This is a genomic window from Azospirillum sp. VT-I1 (genome assembly GCF_055698305.1).
This window is the reverse complement of sequence record NZ_CP168803.1, coordinates 662,039-682,192: the sequence shown is the minus strand read 5'-3', so window position 1 is coordinate 682,192 and position 20,154 is coordinate 662,039. Positions and strand designations below refer to the sequence as shown.

18 protein-coding genes and 1 pseudogene are annotated in these 20,154 nt (G+C 67.7%); 5 read left to right on the top strand and 14 right to left on the bottom strand.

The genetic code is table 11. The features are described 5' to 3' along the window. Positions 1 to 13 precede the first annotated feature (13 nt). The 5 genes from AB8P05_RS21595 to AB8P05_RS21575 form a co-directional block, all read right to left on the bottom strand. Positions 14 to 1,354, bottom strand: a complete 1,341-nt coding sequence (locus tag AB8P05_RS21595) for a sigma-54-dependent transcriptional regulator (RefSeq protein ID WP_472760293.1) — start codon at positions 1,352 to 1,354, stop codon at positions 14 to 16. Beyond that, positions 1,327 to 3,180 (bottom strand): sensor histidine kinase, encoded by a 1,854-nt coding sequence (locus AB8P05_RS21590; RefSeq protein WP_472760292.1) that lies wholly within the window; start codon positions 3,178 to 3,180, stop codon positions 1,327 to 1,329. Before AB8P05_RS21590 ends, AB8P05_RS21595 begins: the two co-directional genes overlap by 28 nt. 113 nt (positions 3,181 to 3,293) lie before the next feature. Continuing rightward, positions 3,294 to 4,568: a dicarboxylate/amino acid:cation symporter gene (locus AB8P05_RS21585; RefSeq protein ID WP_472760291.1), complete on the bottom strand. Its 1,275-nt coding sequence runs from the start codon at positions 4,566 to 4,568 to the stop codon at positions 3,294 to 3,296. A 110-nt stretch (positions 4,569 to 4,678) separates the two neighbouring features. Further along, positions 4,679 to 6,094 (bottom strand): aspartate ammonia-lyase, encoded by a 1,416-nt coding sequence (gene aspA, locus AB8P05_RS21580; protein WP_472760290.1) that lies wholly within the window; start codon positions 6,092 to 6,094, stop codon positions 4,679 to 4,681. Positions 6,095 to 6,303: 209 nt separating this feature from the next. Continuing rightward, complete coding sequence (locus AB8P05_RS21575) at positions 6,304 to 6,657, bottom strand: DUF1428 domain-containing protein (RefSeq protein WP_455174314.1); 354 nt, start codon at positions 6,655 to 6,657, stop codon at positions 6,304 to 6,306. Positions 6,658 to 6,864: 207 nt separating this feature from the next. Between AB8P05_RS21575 and AB8P05_RS21570 the strand changes: the two genes are divergently transcribed. After that, a complete protein-coding gene (locus AB8P05_RS21570) occupies positions 6,865 to 7,368 on the top strand; it encodes a winged helix-turn-helix transcriptional regulator (RefSeq protein WP_455174315.1) in 504 nt (167 codons plus the stop codon). Between the two features lie 37 nt (positions 7,369 to 7,405). Here AB8P05_RS21570 and AB8P05_RS21565 read toward each other — a convergent pair whose 3' ends face one another. The 3 genes from AB8P05_RS21565 to AB8P05_RS21555 form a co-directional block, all read right to left on the bottom strand. Next, a complete protein-coding gene (locus AB8P05_RS21565) occupies positions 7,406 to 9,742 on the bottom strand; it encodes an Orn/Lys/Arg family decarboxylase (protein ID WP_472760289.1) in 2,337 nt (778 codons plus the stop codon). Positions 9,743 to 9,809: 67 nt separating this feature from the next. Continuing rightward, positions 9,810 to 10,430, bottom strand: coding sequence for a GNAT family N-acetyltransferase (locus AB8P05_RS21560; RefSeq protein ID WP_472760686.1), 621 nt, complete (start codon positions 10,428 to 10,430; stop codon positions 9,810 to 9,812). Between the two features lie 109 nt (positions 10,431 to 10,539). Beyond that, complete coding sequence (locus AB8P05_RS21555) at positions 10,540 to 11,229, bottom strand: MOSC domain-containing protein (protein ID WP_472760288.1); 690 nt, start codon at positions 11,227 to 11,229, stop codon at positions 10,540 to 10,542. A 320-nt stretch (positions 11,230 to 11,549) separates the two neighbouring features. Between AB8P05_RS21555 and AB8P05_RS21550 the strand changes: the two genes are divergently transcribed. From AB8P05_RS21550 to AB8P05_RS21535, 4 genes are all read left to right on the top strand, one after another. Beyond that, positions 11,550 to 12,125, top strand: a complete 576-nt coding sequence (locus AB8P05_RS21550) for a sigma-70 family RNA polymerase sigma factor (RefSeq protein ID WP_472760287.1) — start codon at positions 11,550 to 11,552, stop codon at positions 12,123 to 12,125. Then, positions 12,122 to 12,550, top strand: a complete 429-nt coding sequence (locus AB8P05_RS21545) for a hypothetical protein (protein WP_472760286.1) — start codon at positions 12,122 to 12,124, stop codon at positions 12,548 to 12,550. Before AB8P05_RS21550 ends, AB8P05_RS21545 begins: the two co-directional genes overlap by 4 nt. Further along, positions 12,547 to 12,987 (top strand): periplasmic heavy metal sensor, encoded by a 441-nt coding sequence (locus tag AB8P05_RS21540; RefSeq protein ID WP_472760285.1) that lies wholly within the window; start codon positions 12,547 to 12,549, stop codon positions 12,985 to 12,987. The genes AB8P05_RS21545 and AB8P05_RS21540 overlap by 4 nt, the downstream gene beginning before the upstream one ends. Before the next feature lie 404 nt (positions 12,988 to 13,391). Continuing rightward, positions 13,392 to 15,743 carry a Tex family protein gene (locus tag AB8P05_RS21535; protein ID WP_472760284.1) on the top strand — a complete coding sequence of 784 codons (2,352 nt, stop codon included), beginning with the start codon at positions 13,392 to 13,394 and terminating at the stop codon, positions 15,741 to 15,743. Between the two features lie 140 nt (positions 15,744 to 15,883). Here AB8P05_RS21535 and AB8P05_RS21530 read toward each other — a convergent pair. The 6 genes and pseudogenes from AB8P05_RS21530 to AB8P05_RS21505 all read right to left on the bottom strand — a co-directional run. Continuing rightward, a pseudogene (locus tag AB8P05_RS21530) lies at positions 15,884 to 16,504 on the bottom strand (LysE family translocator); the annotation flags it as partial. A gap of 133 nt (positions 16,505 to 16,637) precedes the next feature. Beyond that, complete coding sequence (locus tag AB8P05_RS21525; RefSeq protein WP_109156138.1) at positions 16,638 to 16,898, bottom strand: hypothetical protein; 261 nt, start codon at positions 16,896 to 16,898, stop codon at positions 16,638 to 16,640. 33 nt (positions 16,899 to 16,931) lie between these two features. Next, positions 16,932 to 17,261 (bottom strand): hypothetical protein, encoded by a 330-nt coding sequence (locus tag AB8P05_RS21520; RefSeq protein WP_472760283.1) that lies wholly within the window; start codon positions 17,259 to 17,261, stop codon positions 16,932 to 16,934. 7 nt (positions 17,262 to 17,268) lie between these two features. Next, positions 17,269 to 18,153: a hypothetical protein gene (locus AB8P05_RS21515; RefSeq protein ID WP_472760282.1), complete on the bottom strand. Its 885-nt coding sequence runs from the start codon at positions 18,151 to 18,153 to the stop codon at positions 17,269 to 17,271. Further along, the gene (locus AB8P05_RS21510; RefSeq protein WP_472760281.1) at positions 18,141 to 19,115 is read right to left on the bottom strand and encodes a YqaJ viral recombinase family protein; all 975 of its coding nucleotides are present in this window, start codon (positions 19,113 to 19,115) and stop codon (positions 18,141 to 18,143) included. Before AB8P05_RS21510 ends, AB8P05_RS21515 begins: the two co-directional genes overlap by 13 nt. 318 nt (positions 19,116 to 19,433) lie before the next feature. Then, positions 19,434 to 20,069, bottom strand: coding sequence for an XRE family transcriptional regulator (locus AB8P05_RS21505; RefSeq protein WP_455174327.1), 636 nt, complete (start codon positions 20,067 to 20,069; stop codon positions 19,434 to 19,436). Positions 20,070 to 20,154: the final 85 nt, after the last annotated feature.

Here is a 20,154-nt window from a genome sequence, read left to right as displayed (position 1 = left end):
GGCAGCGGAGCGGTCACGACAGGCCGTATTTCCTGATCTTGTCGTGCAGCGTGGTCTTGGCGATCTGCAACTCCTCCGCTGCACGGGCAAGGCTGTGGCCGGTGCGGCGCAGCGTGTCGGCGATCAGCGCGCGTTCGAAGGACTCGACCGCCTCGGCCAGCGGCCGGGCGGTAGCCGGATAGGCGGAGGCGAAAGGCGGGAAGCCCTGTTCGATGCCCAGCACGCAGCGGTCGGCGACATTGTGCAGTTCCCGCACATTGCCGGGCCAGTCATAGGCCATCAGCCGGCGCATCCGCTCGGCATCCGGCGGCGGCACCGGGCGGCCATGGCGGGCGGCGGCCTGCAGGACGAACTGCTCGAACAGCAGCGGGATGTCCTCGCGCCGGTCTCGCAGGGGCGGCAGCGGCAGGTTGGCGACGTTCAGCCGGTAATAGAGGTCGGCGCGGAACTGCCCGCGGTCGGCCAGTTCGCGCAGATCCACCTTGGTCGCGGCGATTACCCGGCAGTCGACATGGATTGGCGTGTTGGAGCCCAGCCGCTCCAGCGTGCGTTCCTGAAGGACGCGCAGGAATTTGATCTGCACCGGCATTGGCATGCTCTCGATCTCGTCGAGGAACAGCGTGCCGCTGTTGGCATGCTCCACCTTGCCGATCCGGCGCTTGCCGGCCCCGGTGAAGGCCCCGGCCTCATGCCCGAAGATCTCGCTGTCGATCAGGCTTTCCGGCAGGCCGCCGCAATTGATGGCGACGAAGTTGCCGGCGCGGCGCGGGCTGGCATCGTGCAGGCAGCGCGCCGCCAACTCCTTGCCGGAGCCGGTCTCGCCATGGATCAGCACGTCGGCGGCGGAGGTGGCGAGTTCGCCGATCAGCCGGCGCACCCGCTCCATCTGCGGCGATCCGCCGACCAGCCGCGCTTCGATGCTGTCGCGGTTCTGCAGCCGGGCGCGCAGCTCGCGCACCTCCAGCGTCAGCCGCCGCTTCTCCAGCGCCCGGCGCACCACCTCCACCAGATAGTCGGGGGAGAAGGGCTTCTCGATGAAGTCGTGGGCGCCCAGCTTCATCGCCTGCACCGCCATCGACACGTCGCCGTGGCCGGTCATCAGCACCACCGGCAGGTCCGCATCAGCGGCGAGCAGCGTGGACAGCAGCTCCATCCCATCCATGCCCGGCAGGCGGATGTCGGTGACGACCACGCCGGGAAAGCCGTCCGCCACCAGCCGCCGCGCCTTTTCGGCACTGTCCACCGCCTGGGTCGGGATGTCCTCCAGTTCCAGCGCCTGCTGGCAGCCGAGGCTGACGTTCGGGTCGTCCTCGACGATCAGGACCTTCAGGGCGGCGGAGGAAGTGTCGGGCATGCGAGGTCTCCGGCCTGGAAGGGGGCCAGGATGGTGGTCGGGTCGGCGGGCAGGGCGGCGGCGGGAAGGTCGATGGTGAAGACCGCTCCGCCATCGGCACCGTTCGCCCCGGTCAGGGTGCCGCCGAAGTCACGCACGATCCCGGCAGAGATGGCAAGCCCCAAGCCGAGCCCGCCGCTGCCCTCCCTGTTCCCGTCCTTCGCCGCCTCCTTGGTGGTGAAGAAGGGTTCGAACAGGCGGGGAAGCACTTCCTCGGACAGGCCGGGGCCGTTGTCCGCCACCTGGATGCGCACCCGTCCGTCCTCCGTCCGCGCCGTCAGGGTCAGTTTGCCGTCCTTGCGTCCGGCCAGCGCGTCCAGGGCATTGGCGACCAGATTGATCGCCACCTGCTCCAGCCGGTTGGGATCGCACAGCGCCGCCACATCCTCCGGCACCTCCAGCTGCACGGCGACGCCGGAGCGGCGCAGCCGCTGCTCCAGCAGGAACAGCGCATTGTCGATGGGCCGCCGCACCGCCACCGGACGGGGCGCGCCCGAGGATTTGCGGGCGAAGGATTTCAGCTGGCTGGTCAGGGCGCCCATGGTGTCCACCAGCTGGGCGATGCGCTCCAGATTGCCCTGGGCCGCATCCAGGTTGCCGCGCTGGAGGAACTTGACCGTGTTGCCGGACAGGGTGCGCAGGGCTGCCAGCGGCTGGTTCAGCTCATGCGCCAGCCCGGCGGACAGCTGGCCGATCACCGCCAGCTTGCCGGCATGCACCAGCTCGTCCTGGGCGGCGCGCAGGTTGCGGGTGCGCTCCTCCACCTTGCGTTCCAGGTCGCGCAGATGGCCGCGGCGCTGTACCCACATCAGCAGCAGGATGCCGAGGAAGGCGCTGCCGACCGCCGCCAGCGCCGCGCGGGTCCAGGCCATGCCGGTAATGTCGGAGGCCGGCGACAGCACGGTCATCGTCCAGCCGGTGCCGTGCAGCGGCGCCGTCTGGGCCAGGAAGCTGCCGCTGACCGGGAAGACGCCCGTCGTCTCCGCTTCCCCGTCCGCCGGGCGGGCGAGCCGGACCAGCTCCGCGTCGGGGGCGATGCGGTCCAGCGGCGTCAGCCCCAGCGGCGGCAGCGGGCGGGCGTTGTATTGCAGGGTCCGTTCGAAATGCCGGCGCGTCGGCTCGTCCATCGCCCGCAGGGTGGTGAATTTCCAGGAGGGAACGGAGGCGAGGATGACCACGCCGTTCTCGTCGGTGACCAGGACCGGCGCCTCCACCGTCGACCAGGATTGCTCCAGCTGCTCCAGGCTGACCTTCACCACCGCCACGCCGACGATGGCGCCGTCCTCCGCCAGCGGCGAGGACAGGTAGTAGCCGGCCTCCCCCCGCGTGGTGCCGACGCCGAACAGGCGGCCCTGGCGGCCGGCGGCGGCCTCGATGAAATAGGGGCGGTAGGACAGATCCTCGCCGATAAAGCTGTCGGGGCGGTTCCAGTTGCTGGCGGCAAGCACCCGGCCCTGGCGGTTCAGCACATAGATCGACAGGGTGCCGGCCCGCTCGTTCAGCCGCTCCAGATAGCGGTTCAGCCCCCAGGCCAGCGGCGCCCGCCCGGTCACGAGGTCGAGGACATCGCGCTCCAGCCCCAGCGTGGCCGGGAAATAGGCGTACTTGTCGATCTCCCGTTCCAGGCTCTCGGCATAGAGGTCGAGCCGGTGGCGCCCGGTCTCCCGCAGGGCGGCCAGCCCCATCCCCTCGCTGATATGGAACCCTGCCAGCCCGGCGAGCAGGGCCAGCCCGGCCATGACCGGCAGGAGAAGTCCGATGGTGCGAAGGCGGCGCGTAATCTGCATGAAAAAGGCGGGCAGGGGCATGGGGAGAAACGGCGACCGCCGCATCATAGCAGAAGCCCCCTCCCATTGCCCGCCCGCCTTTGTAGACTGTCTTTGTGGATGTCCTGTCCCGCTTATTCCGCCGCGGCCGGGGCGGGCAGGTGGGCGCCGGCCTCCTCCTCGTCCTCTTCGCCGATGGCGCCCTCCCACTTGGCGACGACCGTGGTGGCGATGCCGTTGCCCAGCACGTTGGTGGCGGTGCGGCCCATGTCGAGGAAGTGGTCAATGCCCATGATCAGCAGCACGCCGGCCTCCGGCAGGTTGAACATCGGCAGCACGGCGGCGACGACGACCAGCGAGGAGCGCGGCACGCCGGCGATGCCCTTGCTCGACACCATCAGCACCAGCAGCATGACGATCTGCTGTTCAAGCGTCAGCGGGATGCCATAGGCCTGGGCAATGAACAGCGACGCAAAGGTCGTGTAGATCATCGAGCCGTCCAGGTTGAAGGAGTAGCCGAGCGGCAGGACGAAGCCGGTCACCCGCTCCTTCACGCCGAACTCCTTAAGCCCTTCCATCACGCGAGGATAGGCGGATTCACTGGAGGCGGTGGAGAAGCCCAGCAGAATCGGCTGGCGCATCGTCTTCACCAGACGGAACACATCGCCCTTCAGAACGACGAAGCCGGCGAAGATCAGCGCCGCCCACAGCACCGCCAGCGTCAGGTAGAAGCTGCCCATGAACTTGCCGTAGACCGCCAGCACGCCCAGTCCCTGCGTCGTCACCACGTTGGCGACGGCGGCGAAGACGCCGATGGGGGCGAAGCGCATGACATAGTCGGTGACCTTCAGCATCACCGGCACGACCTCTTCGATCGAGCGGGCGAGCAGGCCGGCCTTGGTGTCGCGCAGCTGGCCGATGGCGAGGCCGACGAAGATCGAGAAGATCAGGATCTGCAGGATCTCGTTGTTCGCCATCGCCTCGAAGAAGTTGCGCGGGAAGACGTGGGTCAGGAAATCCTTCAGGTTCAGGGCCGAGGTCTTCAGGCCGGCGCTGGCCGCGGCATCGGGCAGCGGCACGCCGACATTGGCGCCCGGCTGCAGCAGGTTGGCGAAGACCAGCCCGATGAACAGCGAGGCGAAGGAGGCCATCAGGAACCAGCCGACCGCCTTGCCGCCGATGCGCCCGACGGTGCGGGCGTCGCTCATGCCGGCCAGACCCGCGACCAGGGTGGAGAAGATGAGGGGCGCGATGATCATCTTGATCAGGCGCAGGAAGATGTCCGTCACCATCGCGAAATAGCTGGCGATGGTCTTGGCGGCGGCCGGGTCGAACATGCTGTTGCAGACATAGCCGGTGACGATGCCCAGCAGCATGGCGACGATGATCAGCGTCGTCTGTTTGTTCATGGTCCTACTACCTCACCTTTCCCGCCCGCCTCACGCGCCGGCCGGGGTACGGTCGATTGGGTCCCGGCCCGCCGGCCCTTCGCAGGGCCGGGGACCGGGTGGCGGAACGGTCAGCCGGCGGTGGCCAGCAGCCGCGGCTGGGTCAGAACCTCCGGCCGCAGAACCTCAGCCAGGGCGGCGGCGGTCATCAGGCCGCGCGCCTCCACCAGCTCGGCCACGCCCCTGCCGGTGCGATGGGCTTCCGCCGCCACTTCGCTGGCGTTGGCGTAGCCGATGTAGGGGTTCAGCGCGGTGACGATGCCGATGGAATTGCGCACGCCGGCTTCCAGATGCTCCCGGTTGGCGGTGATGCCATCGACGCAGCGGTCGGCCAGCACGATGCAGCCCTGGCGCAGGTGGGTGATGCTCTTGAACAGGCTGTGGGCGATGATCGGTTCGAAGGCGTTCAGCTGCAGCTGCCCGGCCTCCGCGGCGAAGGTGACGGTCATGTCGTTGCCGATCACCTCGAAGGCGATCTGGTTGACCACCTCCGGGATCACCGGGTTGACCTTGCCCGGCATGATCGACGAGCCGGCCTGACGCGCCGGCAGGTTGATCTCGCCGAAGCCGGCGCGCGGGCCGCTCGACAGCAGGCGCAGGTCGTTGCAGGTCTTGGACAGCTTCACCGCCACCCGCTTCAGCACGCCGGACAGCTGGACGAAGCTGCCGCAATCCTGCGTCGCCTCCACCAGATTGGGGGCGGTGACCACCGGCACGCCGCTGATCTCGGCCAGATGGCGGCAGGCCAGTGCAGCATAGCGGGGATGGGCGTTGATGCCGGTGCCGATGGCGGTGGCGCCCAGGTTGATCTCGCGGATCAGCAGGGCGGCCTCCTTCAGCCGCTCCTCGTCCTCGGCCAGCATGACGGCGTAAGTGGAGAATTCCTGGCCCAGAGTCATCGGCACGGCGTCCTGCAGCTGGGTGCGGCCCATCTTCAGGATGTCGCGGAACTCGTCGGCCTTGCGCTGGAAGGCGGCGCGCAGATGGCTCATCGCCTCCACCAGCCGGAAGATGCCGGTGTAGGTCGCCAGCTTCAGCGCCGTCGGATAGACGTCGTTGGTGGACTGGCCCATGTTGACGTGTTCGTTGGGGTGCAGGTGGGCGTAATCGCCTCGGCTATGCCCCAGGATCTCCAGCGCGCGGTTGGCGATCACCTCGTTGGCGTTCATGTTGGTCGAGGTGCCGGCCCCGCCCTGGATCACGTCGACCACGAACTGGTCGTGCAGCTTTCCGGCGCGGATCTCGCGGCAGGCGGCGACGATGGCCTCGGCCCGCTCGGCGCCCAGCAGACCCAGTTCATGGTTGGCGCGGGCAGCCGCCATCTTGATCTCGGCCAGGGCGCGGACCAGATCGGGGTAATGGGAAATCGGGGTGCCGGTGATGGGGAAATTCTCGACAGCGCGCAGGGTGTGGACCCCGTAATAGGCATCGGCCGGAATCTCGCGGTCGCCCAGCAGGTCGTGTTCGGTGCGCGTTGTGGCAGGCATCGGACGTTTCGCTCCCTTGATTTGAATCCGCCCCGTCTGCGCGGGACGCGACCCGTAAGGAGCAACCGGCGTGCCAGGGCCGACCCTCGCCGGCCGGCCTGCTAAGCTGTTGGAATTATGAGGGATAATTGTTGGTCAGAGCCGCCGCCGTTCGGATTCCCGAACGCGGCCGGGGGCGGGCGTTCGGGAATCCGGATGGGGGGCGGGGGTCAGAGTTCCAGGAAGGGACGGAAGCCGCCGTAGATCATGCGTTTGCCGTCGAAGGGCATCTCGCTCATGTCCTTCGGCATGCGGGGATCGGCCATGACCTTCGCGTTGATCGTGTCGCGGTCTTCGCGCGATTTGTAGAGGATCCAGGAGAACACGACGATCTCGTCCTCGGTCGCCTGCACCGCGCGCGGGAAGGAGGTCAGCTCTCCATAAGGCACATCGTCGCCGACGCACTCGACGAAGGCGAGCGCACCATGGTCCATCCAGACCGCTCCGGCCTTGCGGGCCATCTCCTTGTAGGCGTCGAGCTTCTGTTTCGGCACGGCAAGGACGAATCCATCGACATAGGACATGATCGTCTCCTCTGTTGCGGCGTGACCAGGGACAGGATGACTGGTGAAGGGCGGGGCGAACCCGCACTCGGGCTTCGGGAACGGGCTCGTGTCCAGCCTCGGCGATGGCGGAGGACTGGACTGCCGACAATCCGATTGCGTATTGCAATCAGTTGCCATTAGGCCAGACCGATCCTATTTTGCAAGCGGTTTTCGGAGGAGTTGGCGATGGAGGACAGGCACCGTTCCGGCTGTCCGATCAATCTGACGCTGGAGGTGCTGGGCGACCGCTGGAGCCTGATCGTCATCCGCGACATCATGTTCGGGAATCGCCGGCATTTTCGGGAGTTGCTGGGCCGGTCGCATGAGCGGATCGCCTCCAACATCCTGGCCGACCGGCTGAAGCGCCTGATGGAGGCCGGGTTGCTGACGAAGCGGGATGACCCAACCCATCAGCAGAAGGCGATCTACAGCCTGACGGAAGCGGCGATTCAACTCGTGCCGCTGCTCGTGCATATGGGAGCCTGGGGCCGCCGGCATCGGCCGGTGACCCCGGAACTCGCCATCCGCGCCCAACTGCTGGAAGAGGGCGGGCCGCCGATGTGGGCGGCCTTCATGGATGAACTGCGCAGCCTGCATCTGGAGGCGCCGGTCAAGGGACCCTCGGTCCTTGCCGGGCTGCAGGCCGCGTATGAGAAGGTCGCTGCGGAACAGGGCATCGATACCCTGTAAGCGGCCAAGGCCCCGAAGGGCGATGGCCGCGTCGGGTTCACTCCCTCACCACATAGGTGAAGTAGCGGATCACGCCCTTCGCGTCGGTCTCCCGGTACAGCCCCTGGATCTCGTTGTCGAAGCCGGGGAAGCGGTTGGCGCTCTCCTGGAAGACCTTCAGGTAGTCGATCATCGGCTTGGCCCGCGCATCCAGCCGTTCGCCGGGGACGATGGTGGCGATGCCCGGTGGATAGACCACCCACAGCGTGGTGGCGATGCGGTCGGCGATCTCGTCGATGGGCAGGTAATCCACGTCGTTGCGGACCAGATGGCGCGTCGCCTCGCGCGGCGGCATCGCCATGGTCGGCAGATGCTCCGGCCGGAAGATGGCGCGCTGCAGGGCGCTGGTGTTCTTCTCGCGGTAGAAGGCGTGCATCTCCGCGCACAGGTCGCGCAGGCGCCGGCCCAGGTAATGGGCGCGCCGCTTGGCGACGAATTCGGGGATGACCTCCTCCAGCGGGGCGTTGTCGTCGTGCAGCCGCTTGAAGGCGACCAGACCGCTCAGCAGGGTGCCGGCCTTGCTCGATTCCACCCCCGGCGTCAGCAGGAACAGCAGGGAGTTGAGGTCGTTCTTCTCCGGCACGATGCGGTTCTCGCGCAGATACTGCGCCACCACCGGGGCCGGGATGCCGTGGTCGCCATAGGCGCCGCTGTGGCGGTCGAAGCCGGGGGTCAGCAGGGTCAGCTTGTTGGGGTCGGTCATGGCATAGCCCGGCTCCACATGCTGAAAACCGTGCCAGTCGGCGCCGGGGGCGAACTCCCAATGACGCACGTCGGTCGCCAGCTCGTCGGTCGGCACCTCCTCCCACGCGGTCTCCAGGCCGTCGCGGCTGACGCGGTCGGGCACGAAGGGATCGAAGAACCAGCGCTTGGCCGGATCGCTCTCGCGTTCCTCGAACTCGCGGCGGATGGCCCGGATCTTCTTGCGCAGCTCGATGCCCAGCCGGATCGTGTCGTCCCACAGGATCTCGCCCGACCGCCCCTTCATCATCTGCGCGCCGACGTCCAGCGAGGCGAACAGCGGGTAGAAGGGCGAGGTCGAGGCGTGCAGCAGGAAGGTCTCGTTGAAGCGGCGATGCTCCACCCGGCGGCGCTGCCCCTTGATGTGGTTGTCCTTCACATGGATCTGCGATGCCTGGGAGAAGCTGGCCAGCTGCTTGTGGGTGGACTGGGTGGCGATGATGCCGGGATGGCCGTCATGCAGCCCTTCCAGCCCCATGGCGAAATGGCCCTTGAACAGCGGATGGAACTTCAGAAAGCCGGCCCAGGCCTCGTCGAACAGGATGTAGTCGCAGAGCTTGCCGATCCGCTCCAGCATCATCTGGGCGTTGTAGATGGTGCCGTCGTAGCTGCATTGCTGGATCACCGCGGCACGGAAGGGGCGTTCGCGCTTCCAGGCGTCGGGGTCCTTGACCAGGGGATTGCGACGGATACGCTCGCGGATCACCTCCTCGTCCAGCGCCCGCGGGTCGATGGGGCCGATCAGGCCGTGGGCGTTGCGTTCGGTCTCCAGGAAGATCGGGATGCCGCCGCCCAGGAACAGTCCGCCATGGTGGGCCGCCTTGTGGTTGTTGCGGTCGAACAGCACGAGGTCGTCCTCCGCCACCAGCGCCGACAGCACGATCTTGTTCGAGGCAGAGGTGCCGTTCAGCACGAAATAGGTGCGCTCCGCCCCGAAGATGCGGGCGGCCTCCTTCTGCGCCTGCAGGGCCGGTCCCTCATGGACCAGCAGGTCGCCCATCTCCAGAACCGAGTTGTCGATGTCGTCACGGAACACCGCCTCGCCCAGATGCTCGACGAAGATGCGGCCGATGGGGCTGCGGCTGTAGAAGATGCCGCCATTGTGGCCGGGACAGGTCCAGAGCTGGTTGCCCTCCTCGGCGTAATCGACCAGCGCTCCGAAGAAGGGGGTCTTCAGCGTGTCGGCATATTGCTTCAGCCGGCTGACCAGATTCTTGGCGATGAACTCCGGCGTCTCCTCCGCCAGGAAGATGTAGCCGTCGACCTGGTTCAGCACGTCGACCGGGATGTTCTCCAGCCGTTGGCGGCGGACCAGCAGGATGATCGGCATTTCAAGCCCGCGCTGGCGGGCGAAGGCGATCAGGGACGCCTGCTTGCCATCGGCGCCCCTCTTGCCCCAATCGACGATCATGCAGCCGATGGCGGCATCGGTGCGGATGGCCAGTTCGGCGTCCTCGACCCGGCGGGCGCGGACCACCTCGAAGCCCATCCGCTCCACTTCCGACAGGATCTGCTGAAGCCGCATACCCTCCAACTCGTCCACCTCGAAGGCGGGGGCGCAGACCAGGAAGTTGAAGCGGCGGAAGAAATCCATGCGACGGGTCTCCGGAAGGGCAGGGAGGAGGATGAAAGGAAAAGCGTATGGCAGCCGGCAAGGGCGATTATTCGGCCGCCGCCCAGCCGGCGCGATGGTCGTGCGGCGGCTCGCGGTCGGCGGCGCCCAGCGCGCGCTGAAGAAAGACGCTGTCGGTCCAGCGCCCGAACTTGAAGCCGACGTTGCGCAGGATGCCGGCCTGGACGAAGCCGCAGGATTCATGCAGCCGCAGCGACGGGACATTGGCGCTGTCCACCACCGCGATCATCTGGCGGCAGCCGGCGGCGGTGCAGGCCTCGATCAGCGACGGCAGCAGCAGCCGGCCGATGCCGCGGCCCTGATGGTCCTTGTGGATGTAGATCGAGTGTTCCACCGTGTAGCGGTAGGCCGGCCGCTTGCGGAAGGGGGCCGCATAGGCATAGCCGACGACAACCCCGTCCAGATCCGCGACCAGATGCGGCAGACGGCGCTTCAGCATCGCCTTGCGGCGGCGCTTCAGCTCTTCCGGATGCGGGGGCTCGATGTCGTAGGGGCCGAGCCCGCGCTGGATATGATAGCTGTAGATGTCCAGCATCGCCGGCACATCCGCTTCCGCCGAATTGCGGATGCGGACCGGCGATGCGCCCGGCGCCGCGACGGGGAAGGAACCGGCGGGATCGGTCGCCGGACCGGCGTTCGGTGTGGACATGTCGTACACGGGAGCGTCCCCTGGCAAGCAGCGTCGGCACGACCTCGCGCCCGCGCGCAACGCTACAGCAGCTCCATGACAGGCGTATGACGTCCGGTGGTTCGGCCGCCTATTCGCCCAGACGCGACGACCAGTCCTCGACCTTCCCGCTCTCCACCCGCCGCCGGGCCAGCTGACGCCAACCGGGGGCGAGCGGCTCCAGTTCCGCGATGCCCGACAGCGTCCGGACGTCTCCGGTGTCGTGATAGAAGGCGCGCAGGATGCGGGCCAGCGGCCAGTCGGGCAGGGGACGCTCCACCAGGGCGACGTCGTCGCCGGCCGCGGCCACGCCCGGTTCCAGCACCCGATAATACCAGCCGGTCCGGCCGGTGGCCTGAACCCGGCGCGCCATGTCCGTCACGCCGAAACGGTGGTTCAGCTTCCAGCAGGGCTGGCGCCCCTGGCTGACCTGCAGCATCGCCGTCCCGATGCGGAACACGTCGCCGACGCAGACCTCCTCCTCGGTCAGGCCCAGCGTCGACAGGTTCTCGCCGAAGGCTCCGACCGTCTCCAGCAAGGGAACGGGGGAGGGCAGGTCGGCCCGCCATGCCATATAATGGTCGAACGGGTAATGGTGCACCGCCTTGTCGGGGCCGCCATGATTGCGGAGATCGGCCTGCTCGTCGCCGGCAAGGCCGGTCGGCCCGATGGCGAGCGCGCCGCCGACCGGGTGCTTGCCGATGGCGCTGAGCGCTCCCGGCTTGCCGAACGGAACAGCCTTGCCGATCAGCACGGCCTTCAGCGTGGCGGGCGCGGTCATTCGCCGGACCTTGCGGGCCGGGACGGCGGGATGGTGACGGCTTCGGTCATCGAGGGAATGTCTCCGGTCTGGTCCTGTCGCCGTTCCGGTATATCGCAGCCCCATTCCCGTCAGATGCGGAATTCGAGCGTGGGTGGTGTGACGGGCTGACAGTTCAGTCTTGCGCTTACAGACAAAAAACACATAAGTCATATTATGGAAAAAACTTGCCGTTATGCGACATCGCATACGCGCCGGAAATCAGGGTCGTCCCTGCGCAGGGATCCTGCACTTGCGGCGTATAAGCCTATGACAGCAACCGGGAGCGGGCGGAAGACGGCGTGGAGCCTACCGAGGAGACGGTGACGGACGAGGCGCTGATGGCGAGCGCCGCGGCCGGAGACCGGAAAGCGTTTGGAACACTCACGCGCCGGCATCTGCGCCGCAGCATCGCCTTGGCCCAACGGGTGGTCGGGAACGCCGCCGACGCCGAAGAGGTCGCGCAGGACGCCTTCCTGCAGATCTGGGCCAACGCCGACCGCTGGCGCGGCGACGGAACCCGCTTCACGACCTGGCTGTACAGGATCGTGGTGAACCGCGCCATCGACTACAAAAGGCGGCGCAGCTTCGCCCCGATCGACGACGCCGGCGAGATCGCCGATCCGGCCTGGAGCGCCGAAACGGTGATCGACGGCATCCGGATCGGTGCGGCGGTGGATGCCGCCATCGCGGCGCTGCCCGAACGCCAGCGGGCGGCCCTTAGTCTCTGCTACCATGAGGAGATGACGTGCGCTGAGGCTTCGGAAATATTGCAGGTGTCTGTTTCGGCTATGGAAAGTCTGCTGGTCCGGGCGCGCCGCGTGGTGCGGGCCCGGCTTCAACCCCTGATCCGTCAGAAGGACGGTGTACGGTCATGACGCTCAAAGAGTTCAAACGCTATGCCGCGGCCTATGGCGCCGATCTGGACCGCTGGCCGCGCTCCGCCCGGGTGGATGCGCTGACCCTTCTTGACGACAGCGCTGAAGCCCGCGACCTGCTGGCCGATGCCGCCGTCACCGACACGCTGCTGGATGCCGCATCGACCCCGCTTGTCTCGTCCAGGCGGGAGGCGCAGGTCTATGCCCGCATCGCCGATTGTCTGGCCCAGCGGGTCGTTCCCGAATTCGTGCCGTGGTTCCTGTCGCGTCCACCCTTCCGCCCTGCCCCGCTTGCGGGATTCCTGACAGTCATGGCGGTGGTCGGCTTCCTCAGCTACGGCCAGGGCCTGATTTCCTTCGAAAAGGCGAGCACGCCCGGCCTTTCGGGCGTGATGATCGTTAGCTATCTGGGAGACGTGCGATGACGCCGTCCATCCGGCGCCGCTGGCCCTGGTTCCTTCTGGTCGGGTCCCTTGCGCTGAACATGCTGGCCGGCGGCTTCGTCGTCGCCCACGCCTTCCGGCCGCCCCCGCCGCCCGGCCCCGAACATATGCTGGGCCGGCTGGTCGACGAGGTGTCGGACCGGCTGTCGCCGGCCGACGCGGCGATCCTGCGCAAGGCGCTCGACGATGCGCGCCCGCTGTTCGTCCGCATCCGCGTCGGCCGCGAGGAGTTCGCGCCGCGCCTGCGCACCGAATTGATGGCCGAACCCTTCGATCCGGAGCGTCTGAAGGCCCTGTTCAACAACATCCACGCCAAGGACGCCGCGCTTCGGAGCGAGTTCGAGGCACGCGTCGCCGACACCCTGTCCCGCTTGTCCCCGGAAGGCCGCCTGCGTCTCGCTGAAAGCCGCCTTCCCTGATCCTTTCGGTTTCGACCGGTGGCAGACACTTCCGGGGTAAGGCCGGGGCGGCATGTCCGTCCCGGCCCTTTTTCCTTCATACCGGTCCGGTCGCGGCATCCCGCCGCACAAAAGAAAAAGGCGGCCCCGCGCTATCGCCGCAGGGCCGCCCGTAAGTTAGGTTCGGGAGGAAACGCAACCAAGTTGCAAGCAGAGGTATAGGGCCGATATGGTTAACGTCGGGTGAAGGGATGCGGGAAATCCGCCCCTACCACCTTTTTGCGAAGAACCCGGCCATATGGTTCCGCTTCCGCTTCGCGTCGTCGGGCACTCTGCCGAAAGGGCGGGGTGGCGCCGCCCTGCCCCGACGCGCTATGACAGTCGCCCTTTCGCATCGTCACCACAGCCCGCAGGGTCCCTGCCACATGCTGTCCATCAGCCAGCGCATCGCCGACGAACTGTCGGTCCGCGAGTCCCAGGTCGCTTCCGCCATCGCCATGCTCGACGAGGGATCGACCGTTCCCTTCATCGCGCGCTACCGCAAGGAGGCGACCGGCGGCCTGGACGACACCCAGCTCCGCACCCTTGAGGAGCGGCTGGGCTACCTGCGGGAGCTGGAGGACCGCCGCGCCAGCATCCTGTCGGCCATCCAGGACCAGGGCAAGCTGACGCCCGAACTGGAACTGCAGATCCGCCAAGCCGACACCAAGACCCGGCTCGAAGACCTCTACCTGCCCTACAAGCAGAAGCGCCGCACCAAGGCCCAGATCGCCCGCGAGGCCGGGCTGGAGCCGCTGGCCGACGCGCTGCTGGCCGACCCGCGGAAGCAGCCGGATTCGGAGGCCGCCGCCTTCGTCAACGCTGATAAGGGCGTCGCCGACGTCAAGGCGGCGCTGGATGGCGCCCGCCATATCCTGGTGGAGCGGTTCGGCGAAGATGCCGAACTGGTCGGCCGCCTGCGCACCGCCATGGCGGACAAGGGCGTCGTCACCTCCAAGGTGATCGAGGAGAAGAAGGCGGAGGGCGCCAAGTTCTCCGACTATTTCGATTTTTCGGAGAACTGGTCGAAGCTGCCGTCGCACCGCGCGCTGGCGCTGTTCCGCGGCCGGGCACAGGGCGTGCTCGACATCCGTCTGGATCTGCCGGTCGAAGAGGGCCAGCCCCACCCGGCAGAGGGCGCCATCGCCGCCCACACCGGCATCCGCGACCAGGGCCGTCCGGCCGACAAGTGGCTGTCCGACGTGGTGCGCTGGACCTGGAAGCTGAAGATCGGCCCGCACATCGAGACCGACCTGATGGGCTCCCTGCGCGAGCGGGCGGAGGACGAGGCGATCCGCGTCTTCGCCCGCAACCTGCACGATCTGCTTCTGGCCGCGCCGGCCGGCCAGCGTGCCACCATCGGGCTCGATCCAGGCATCCGCACCGGCGTGAAGGTCGCCGTCGTCGATTCCACCGGCAAGCTGGTGGAGACGACGACCATCTATCCGCATCCGCCGCGCAACGACTGGGACGGCTCCATCGCCGTGCTGGCGGCGCTGGCGGCGCGGCACAAGGTGGAACTGATCTCCATCGGCAACGGCACCGCGTCCCGCGAGACCGACAAGCTGGCCGCCGACCTGATGAAGCGCCATCCGGAGCTGTCCCTGACCAAGCTGGTGGTCAGCGAGGCCGGCGCGTCGGTCTATTCGGCCTCGGAAACCGCGGCGCATGAGTTTCCCAACCTGGACGTCAGCCTGCGCGGCGCCGTCTCCATCGCCCGGCGCCTGCAGGATCCGCTGGCCGAGCTGGTGAAGATCGAGCCGAAATCGATCGGCGTCGGCCAGTACCAGCATGACGTCGCAGGCGGCAAGCTGGCCCGTTCGCTGGATGCGGTGGTCGAGGATTGCGTGAACGCGGTCGGCGTCGACCTGAACACCGCGTCGATCCCGCTGCTGACCCGCGTGTCCGGCCTGAACGAGACCATCGCCCGCAACATCGTCGAGCACCGCGACCGCAACGGCGCCTTCCGTTCACGCAAGCAGCTGCTCGACGTGGCGCGGCTGGGGCCGAAGACCTTCGAGCAGGCCGCCGGCTTCCTGCGCATCCGCGACGGCGAGAATCCGCTCGACGGTTCCGCCGTCCATCCGGAAGCCTATCCGGTGGTCCAGCGCATCGTGAAGACGACCGGCCGCGATCTCGGCAGCGTTATCGGCGACGCCCGCTTCCTGCGCGGCCTGAGTGCGGAGGAGTTCACCGACGAACGCTTCGGTGTGCCGACCGTCGAAGACATCATCAAGGAGCTGGAGAAGCCCGGCCGCGACCCGCGTCCGGAGTTCAAGACCGCCACCTTCAAGGAGGGCGTGGAGGAGCTGAAGCACCTTCAGCCCGGGATGATGTTGGAAGGCGTGGTGACCAATGTCACCGCCTTCGGCGCCTTCGTCGACATCGGCGTCCACCAGGACGGTCTGGTGCACATCTCGCAGCTGGCCAACAGCTTCGTGAAGGATCCCCACACGGTGGTGAAGGCCGGTGACGTGGTGAAAGTGAAGGTGCTGGAGGTCGACATCCCGCGCAAGCGCATCGCGCTCACCATGCGCATGGGCGAGGAAGCGCCCCGCCCGGCCCGGCGGGAGGAACGCCGGGAGGAGCAGAGGGGGCCGGCGCGTCCGCAGCAGCAGGACCGCCGGCCGGCGGCGCCTGCGCCGAAGGTGGCGGCAAAGCCGGCCAAGGCGCCGGAACCGGTCAACAGCGCCTTTGCGGAAGCGTTCGCGCGGGCGCAGGCGGGGAAGAAGAAGTAAAGCTTGGGGAGCGTGATGCCCCCTCCCTCCCACGGCTGCGCCGCGGGTCCCTCCCTCCCCGCTTTGCGGGAGAGGGTAGGTTTGCAATGCAGCGGCAGTCCCCTCTCCCGCGGAACGCGGGGAGGGTTAGGGAGGGGCAAGGCGTCCGACATCAGACGGACGCCCAGGCTACCGATCGCTGCCGCGGCAACCCGGTCGACCCAGCGCTTGGACCTGAGATAGGCGGCGCGCGGCCGGCCGGCGGAAAATGCTGCGGCGACGATGGCGTACCAGCCGGCTTCGATCAGAAAGATTGCCGGAGGCAGGAAAACGAACAGCCAGAACGGCGGTTCGGCCGGCATCAACGCGGCGAAGATGCTGCCATAGACGAGCGCCGTCTTCGGATTGCTCAGCTGCGTCAGCAGCCCAAACAGCAGTGGCCGCATCAGCCCGGCGGGCGCCGTCTGCCCCTCGTCCGCCATCACCAGCGGCTCGGCGGCACCGCGCCAGATTCGGACCGCGAGATAAAGCAGATAGGCGCCGCCCACCAGCTTCAGCACCGCATAGAGCCAGCCGACCTGTGACAATAGGGCATGCAGCCCCAGCAGCGCCAGCGACGCGAAGAACACGCCGCCGATCCCCATGCCGAGCGCGGTTGCCAGACCGGCCCGGCGGGATACGGCGATGGAGGTGCGGGCGACCAGCACGAAACTTGGGCCCGGACTGGCGGCGCCGACCGCGATGGCCCCGGCGATGCTGACGAAGGCAAGTACGGGATCCATGTTCGCTCCCCTTCGGCTTGAAGGTGGCGACGATAACACAACCTCGACAGTCCGCGAACGGCGGGCAAAAAATCCCCTCGTCCGCGGGGGGGACGAGGGGAGAAAGGCCGATGGCTTGGCCGTTACGGGGATGTCATTCGGCGGCCATCAGCACCGGAGCCTCGTCGCGCACCCGGTTCACCGCCACATAGCGGTCCAGCGCGTCGAGGCACTCGCTGAGGGTCCCGGAACCGACCGCGCGGCAGTCCTCGAAGGCGTGCGGCTCGGGGCGGAACCAATGGGTGATGTAGCATTCCTCGCGCCCGTCAAGGCTGAGGGTGAGGGCGAAGCGGCCCTCACGCCCGAGCCGGGCTTGAGCGGCGCGCAGACGCGCCTGGACCTCTTCTATCGTCATGAGATGATATCCTTCCCTTGATGCCGCCTGCCATCAGGCGGCGTGGGCGAACGTCCCGTCTTCCGATTCCGAGTCTTCCAACCGTCGAGCCCAGTCGATGTCACGCGACAGCGACTCGACCAGCACGCGGGCCGCCCCTGCGGTTTCCGCCGGGGTGTCGGACCTCAGCAGTCCCGACAGCCGCATCGCCAGCGTCTCGGCCTCCGCCTCCACCCAGCGGGCGTAGTGGCGGCGCCGCTGGTCGCGGTTCCAGTACCAGCGCGGCAGCTGGGCGTTGGCGCGCTCGAACTCGCCTTCCCAGGCGCTCATGCGGAAAAGACCGCTGGGCGACCGGTCGCCGGTGTCATGAGTCGTCTGGGCCATGGTTCCGTCAGGCGGCTTCCCGCCCCTCCTCTTCCTCGCGCTTCAGGATCTCGGCCTTCTTCTGGGCGAACAGGCCGGTGATGCGGTGCTGGGCGGCGCGGTCCACAGTGCCGATCTCGCGCAGGCGGGTGCCGACGCCGGACCGCCAGACCTCTTCCAGGTCATCCAGGTCCAGGCAGGCCCCCAGACGGCGCTTCACCTCCGCCTCGAAAGCCTCGACGGCGGCGGGCTGCAGATCCGGGTTGGACTTGGCGGCATAGAAGGCCTCCGACTCCTCCCGGTACTTGCTATCGTCGAACTGGCCCATATAGACGTCGGCGGCCAGACCCAGCTGCAGCAGGCATTTGCCGACCGCGTCGGTCATCGACATCTTGAAGCACTCGTCGTCCGGCATCTCCATGCCGTTGCGGCGGCGGACCATCTCGGTCCCGCCCCACTGCGGGCCGGTGAAGCACTTCTCCTTGGATTCCGGATCGATGTACCAGACGCGGGCGCAGATGAAGATCATCCGTTCCGCGATGGTCCAGTCCACCTGCTCGTAGCCCCAGCCCTTACCGATCGGACCGAACACCTCCGTCATCATCTGGAAGCGCCAAGTCGGGTCGATCTGCGTGCCGCGAAAGCCGCCGGAGCGGGTGAAGGGCTTGGTCGCCTTCGGGTCGGTGCGCTTCAGCCGGTTCCACAGGAACATGGTGTCGATGCGCTGCGGCTCCGCCGCCCGGCTGGCGCCGGCGGACCCTTTGGACCCTTGCGAGCCACGGCTGCCGCCGGACTTGGTCTCCACCTCGGTGGTTTCCGGCACGTTGGACTCGGCTACGCTGGATTCGGCCACATTGGATTCAGCGGTTTCGGTATCGGCGACGACGTGGTCGGTCTTGCTCATGCGTCCCATGATTTGGGTCCTTCTTGTCCAAACGTTTCGGCTCTCCCCTCACCCCAGCCGGCGGCCAGCACTGCATCCAGGCTGAGTTCCACCGCGTTCGGGTCAGCGGAGGGCATCCAATGTTGCGCGTCGGCCAGGGCCCGGCGCGGCGGTGCGCCGTAGCGCAGGCTGAGCCGGCCCTCGCGGTCGCGCGCGAGATAGAGGCCGCCGGACCGGCCGTCCGGCTGATCCATCGCGACGAAGGCGATGCGGGCATCGTCCGGCATCAGCGCCTTCAGCGCGGCCTCGGCCTCCTTCACCTCCAGCGCCGCCGCCCGGTTGGCGACCAGCCGGTCGGCCAGGGCGCGGAAGCGGTTGTGGCGCCCCATGTCGAAGACGCGGCCGTTCTCATAGGACGGGCCGTCCATCGGCAGCGGATCCGACGGCTCGACGTCGTTGACGACGTGCCACCAGAAGGCTTCCAGCGTTTCCACCAGCCGCTCAACATCGTCCGGGCGCCGGTCCACCGTCACCAGGCTGTGGCCGGTCGGGCGCAGGATCGACAGAAGCGCGCGGTCCAGCCCGACCACCTCCAGCTGATGCTGGATCTGCCAGTGGTAGCGGCGGGCGAGGTCGGCATCGCTCTGGAAGCCGCTGTTGAACTTCGCCTCCACGATGGTGTCGAGCGCCCCACCCGCCTCGCTGCCGGCCAGGAAGTCGGGATGCGCCACCATCCAGTCATGGTCGGCATGGCGGTAGGTGTCGGGTGCCGGCACGCAAGGCAGTCCGGTCGCATGGGTGACGAAGCGCGGGTGCAGATGTTCGGTCGCGATGCCGATCTGCACGGCGGCGACGAGGTCGAGATTCTCGGGCTCGACCCGGCCGGTCTTCTCGCGCCACAGCGACAGCCAGTCGCCGGCCATCACGCGCGTGGCGTCCGACGAGCCGAGCCGCCCTGCCCGCAATTCCCGCTGTGCCTGAGTGATCGCCATGCCGTTCCGCCATTCCCGGTTCCGGCCCCATTCGGGCCGCCATTCCGGCTTCGAAGCGTGACCGCCGCTGCGACTTCGCAGCCTGTTTTTCGGACCGCCTGACCGGACCCTGAATATGGGATGCGAACACGCAGCATTCAAGAACAAAACGTGAACCTTTGGCTTGGCCGTAGACCAGCGCAAAGTCCTGGAAACACGCTATATTTGGTGCCTTCTTTGGAGATTCGTCACAAGACAAAACGGACGGAGTAGAGACGTCCGTTTTTGCGAGTCGCAGGGATCCGGAACGCGCGCCGCGACTCATGCGGCGGAGGCGATTTACATGCGAAGCGCTCGCACGACATGGACAGCGACTCCGGCCACATGGGCGCGGTCGATGGCGGTCGGGCGGCAGTCGGGGTCGGTTGAAACCGGCATCAGGTGCGGCGGGAAGAAGCGGTAGCCGCAGATGGTGCCCTCCCCCACCGTCACCACCACGTCGCCCGCCTGCGGCGTCAGCACGTCCAGCGGTTCCAGCACCACGCAGTCGCGCGGCAGCACGCCCGCGGCATCCAGGCTCTTGGACAGGATGCGCAGCGCGAAGGCCCGACGGGAGGTCCGGCCGTCCATGGCGACCGACGACGCACCGTCCTTCAGCGCCCCTTCCAGGAACGCCTCCCCTGCCCTGCGGCCAAGGTCCAGGAAGATGTGCGCCTGCTCCAGCGTCAGCACCGGCACGCGGGAGACCGGGGCATAGGCATGGTCGTCGAGGAAACGAGGTTCCGACCCGGCGACGCGGGCCAAGCGGGCCAGCGTGTCGGCGCTGGGCACGCTGCCCATCACCGGATCGCGCAGGAAACGGGTCAGGTTGGTGGCGGTGACGCCGGCCAGCCGTGCCCAGCCGCCAGCGCTCCAGCCCTTCGCCTCCATGACGCCGGTCATCCAGCGCAGGATGGCACGCCGCGTGTCGTCCATCGCTTTCCCCCTAGCCTGCCCCTTCGCCCCCGGCGACCTCAACCCTGTCCTACACGGTACGGACGGGGTGGGGGAAGGTGCGATG

Coding starts and splice junctions, on each gene's coding strand:
- AB8P05_RS21595 (WP_472760293.1), bottom strand. CDS start 1,354: ATGCCCGACACTTCCTCCGCCGCCCTGAAGGTCCTGATCGTCGAGGAC.
- AB8P05_RS21590 (WP_472760292.1), bottom strand. CDS start 3,180: ATGCAGATTACGCGCCGCCTTCGCACCATCGGACTTCTCCTGCCGGTC.
- AB8P05_RS21585 (WP_472760291.1), bottom strand. CDS start 4,568: ATGAACAAACAGACGACGCTGATCATCGTCGCCATGCTGCTGGGCATC.
- aspA (WP_472760290.1), bottom strand. CDS start 6,094: ATGCCTGCCACAACGCGCACCGAACACGACCTGCTGGGCGACCGCGAG.
- AB8P05_RS21575 (WP_455174314.1), bottom strand. CDS start 6,657: ATGTCCTATGTCGATGGATTCGTCCTTGCCGTGCCGAAACAGAAGCTC.
- AB8P05_RS21570 (WP_455174315.1), top strand. CDS start 6,865: ATGGAGGACAGGCACCGTTCCGGCTGTCCGATCAATCTGACGCTGGAG.
- AB8P05_RS21565 (WP_472760289.1), bottom strand. CDS start 9,742: ATGGATTTCTTCCGCCGCTTCAACTTCCTGGTCTGCGCCCCCGCCTTC.
- AB8P05_RS21560 (WP_472760686.1), bottom strand. CDS start 10,430: ATGTCCACACCGAACGCCGGTCCGGCGACCGATCCCGCCGGTTCCTTC.
- AB8P05_RS21555 (WP_472760288.1), bottom strand. CDS start 11,229: ATGACCGCGCCCGCCACGCTGAAGGCCGTGCTGATCGGCAAGGCTGTT.
- AB8P05_RS21545 (WP_472760286.1), top strand. CDS start 12,122: ATGACGCTCAAAGAGTTCAAACGCTATGCCGCGGCCTATGGCGCCGAT.
- AB8P05_RS21540 (WP_472760285.1), top strand. CDS start 12,547: ATGACGCCGTCCATCCGGCGCCGCTGGCCCTGGTTCCTTCTGGTCGGG.
- AB8P05_RS21535 (WP_472760284.1), top strand. CDS start 13,392: ATGCTGTCCATCAGCCAGCGCATCGCCGACGAACTGTCGGTCCGCGAG.
- AB8P05_RS21525 (WP_109156138.1), bottom strand. CDS start 16,898: ATGACGATAGAAGAGGTCCAGGCGCGTCTGCGCGCCGCTCAAGCCCGG.
- AB8P05_RS21520 (WP_472760283.1), bottom strand. CDS start 17,261: ATGGCCCAGACGACTCATGACACCGGCGACCGGTCGCCCAGCGGTCTT.
- AB8P05_RS21515 (WP_472760282.1), bottom strand. CDS start 18,153: ATGGGACGCATGAGCAAGACCGACCACGTCGTCGCCGATACCGAAACC.
- AB8P05_RS21510 (WP_472760281.1), bottom strand. CDS start 19,115: ATGGCGATCACTCAGGCACAGCGGGAATTGCGGGCAGGGCGGCTCGGC.
- AB8P05_RS21505 (WP_455174327.1), bottom strand. CDS start 20,069: ATGGACGACACGCGGCGTGCCATCCTGCGCTGGATGACCGGCGTCATG.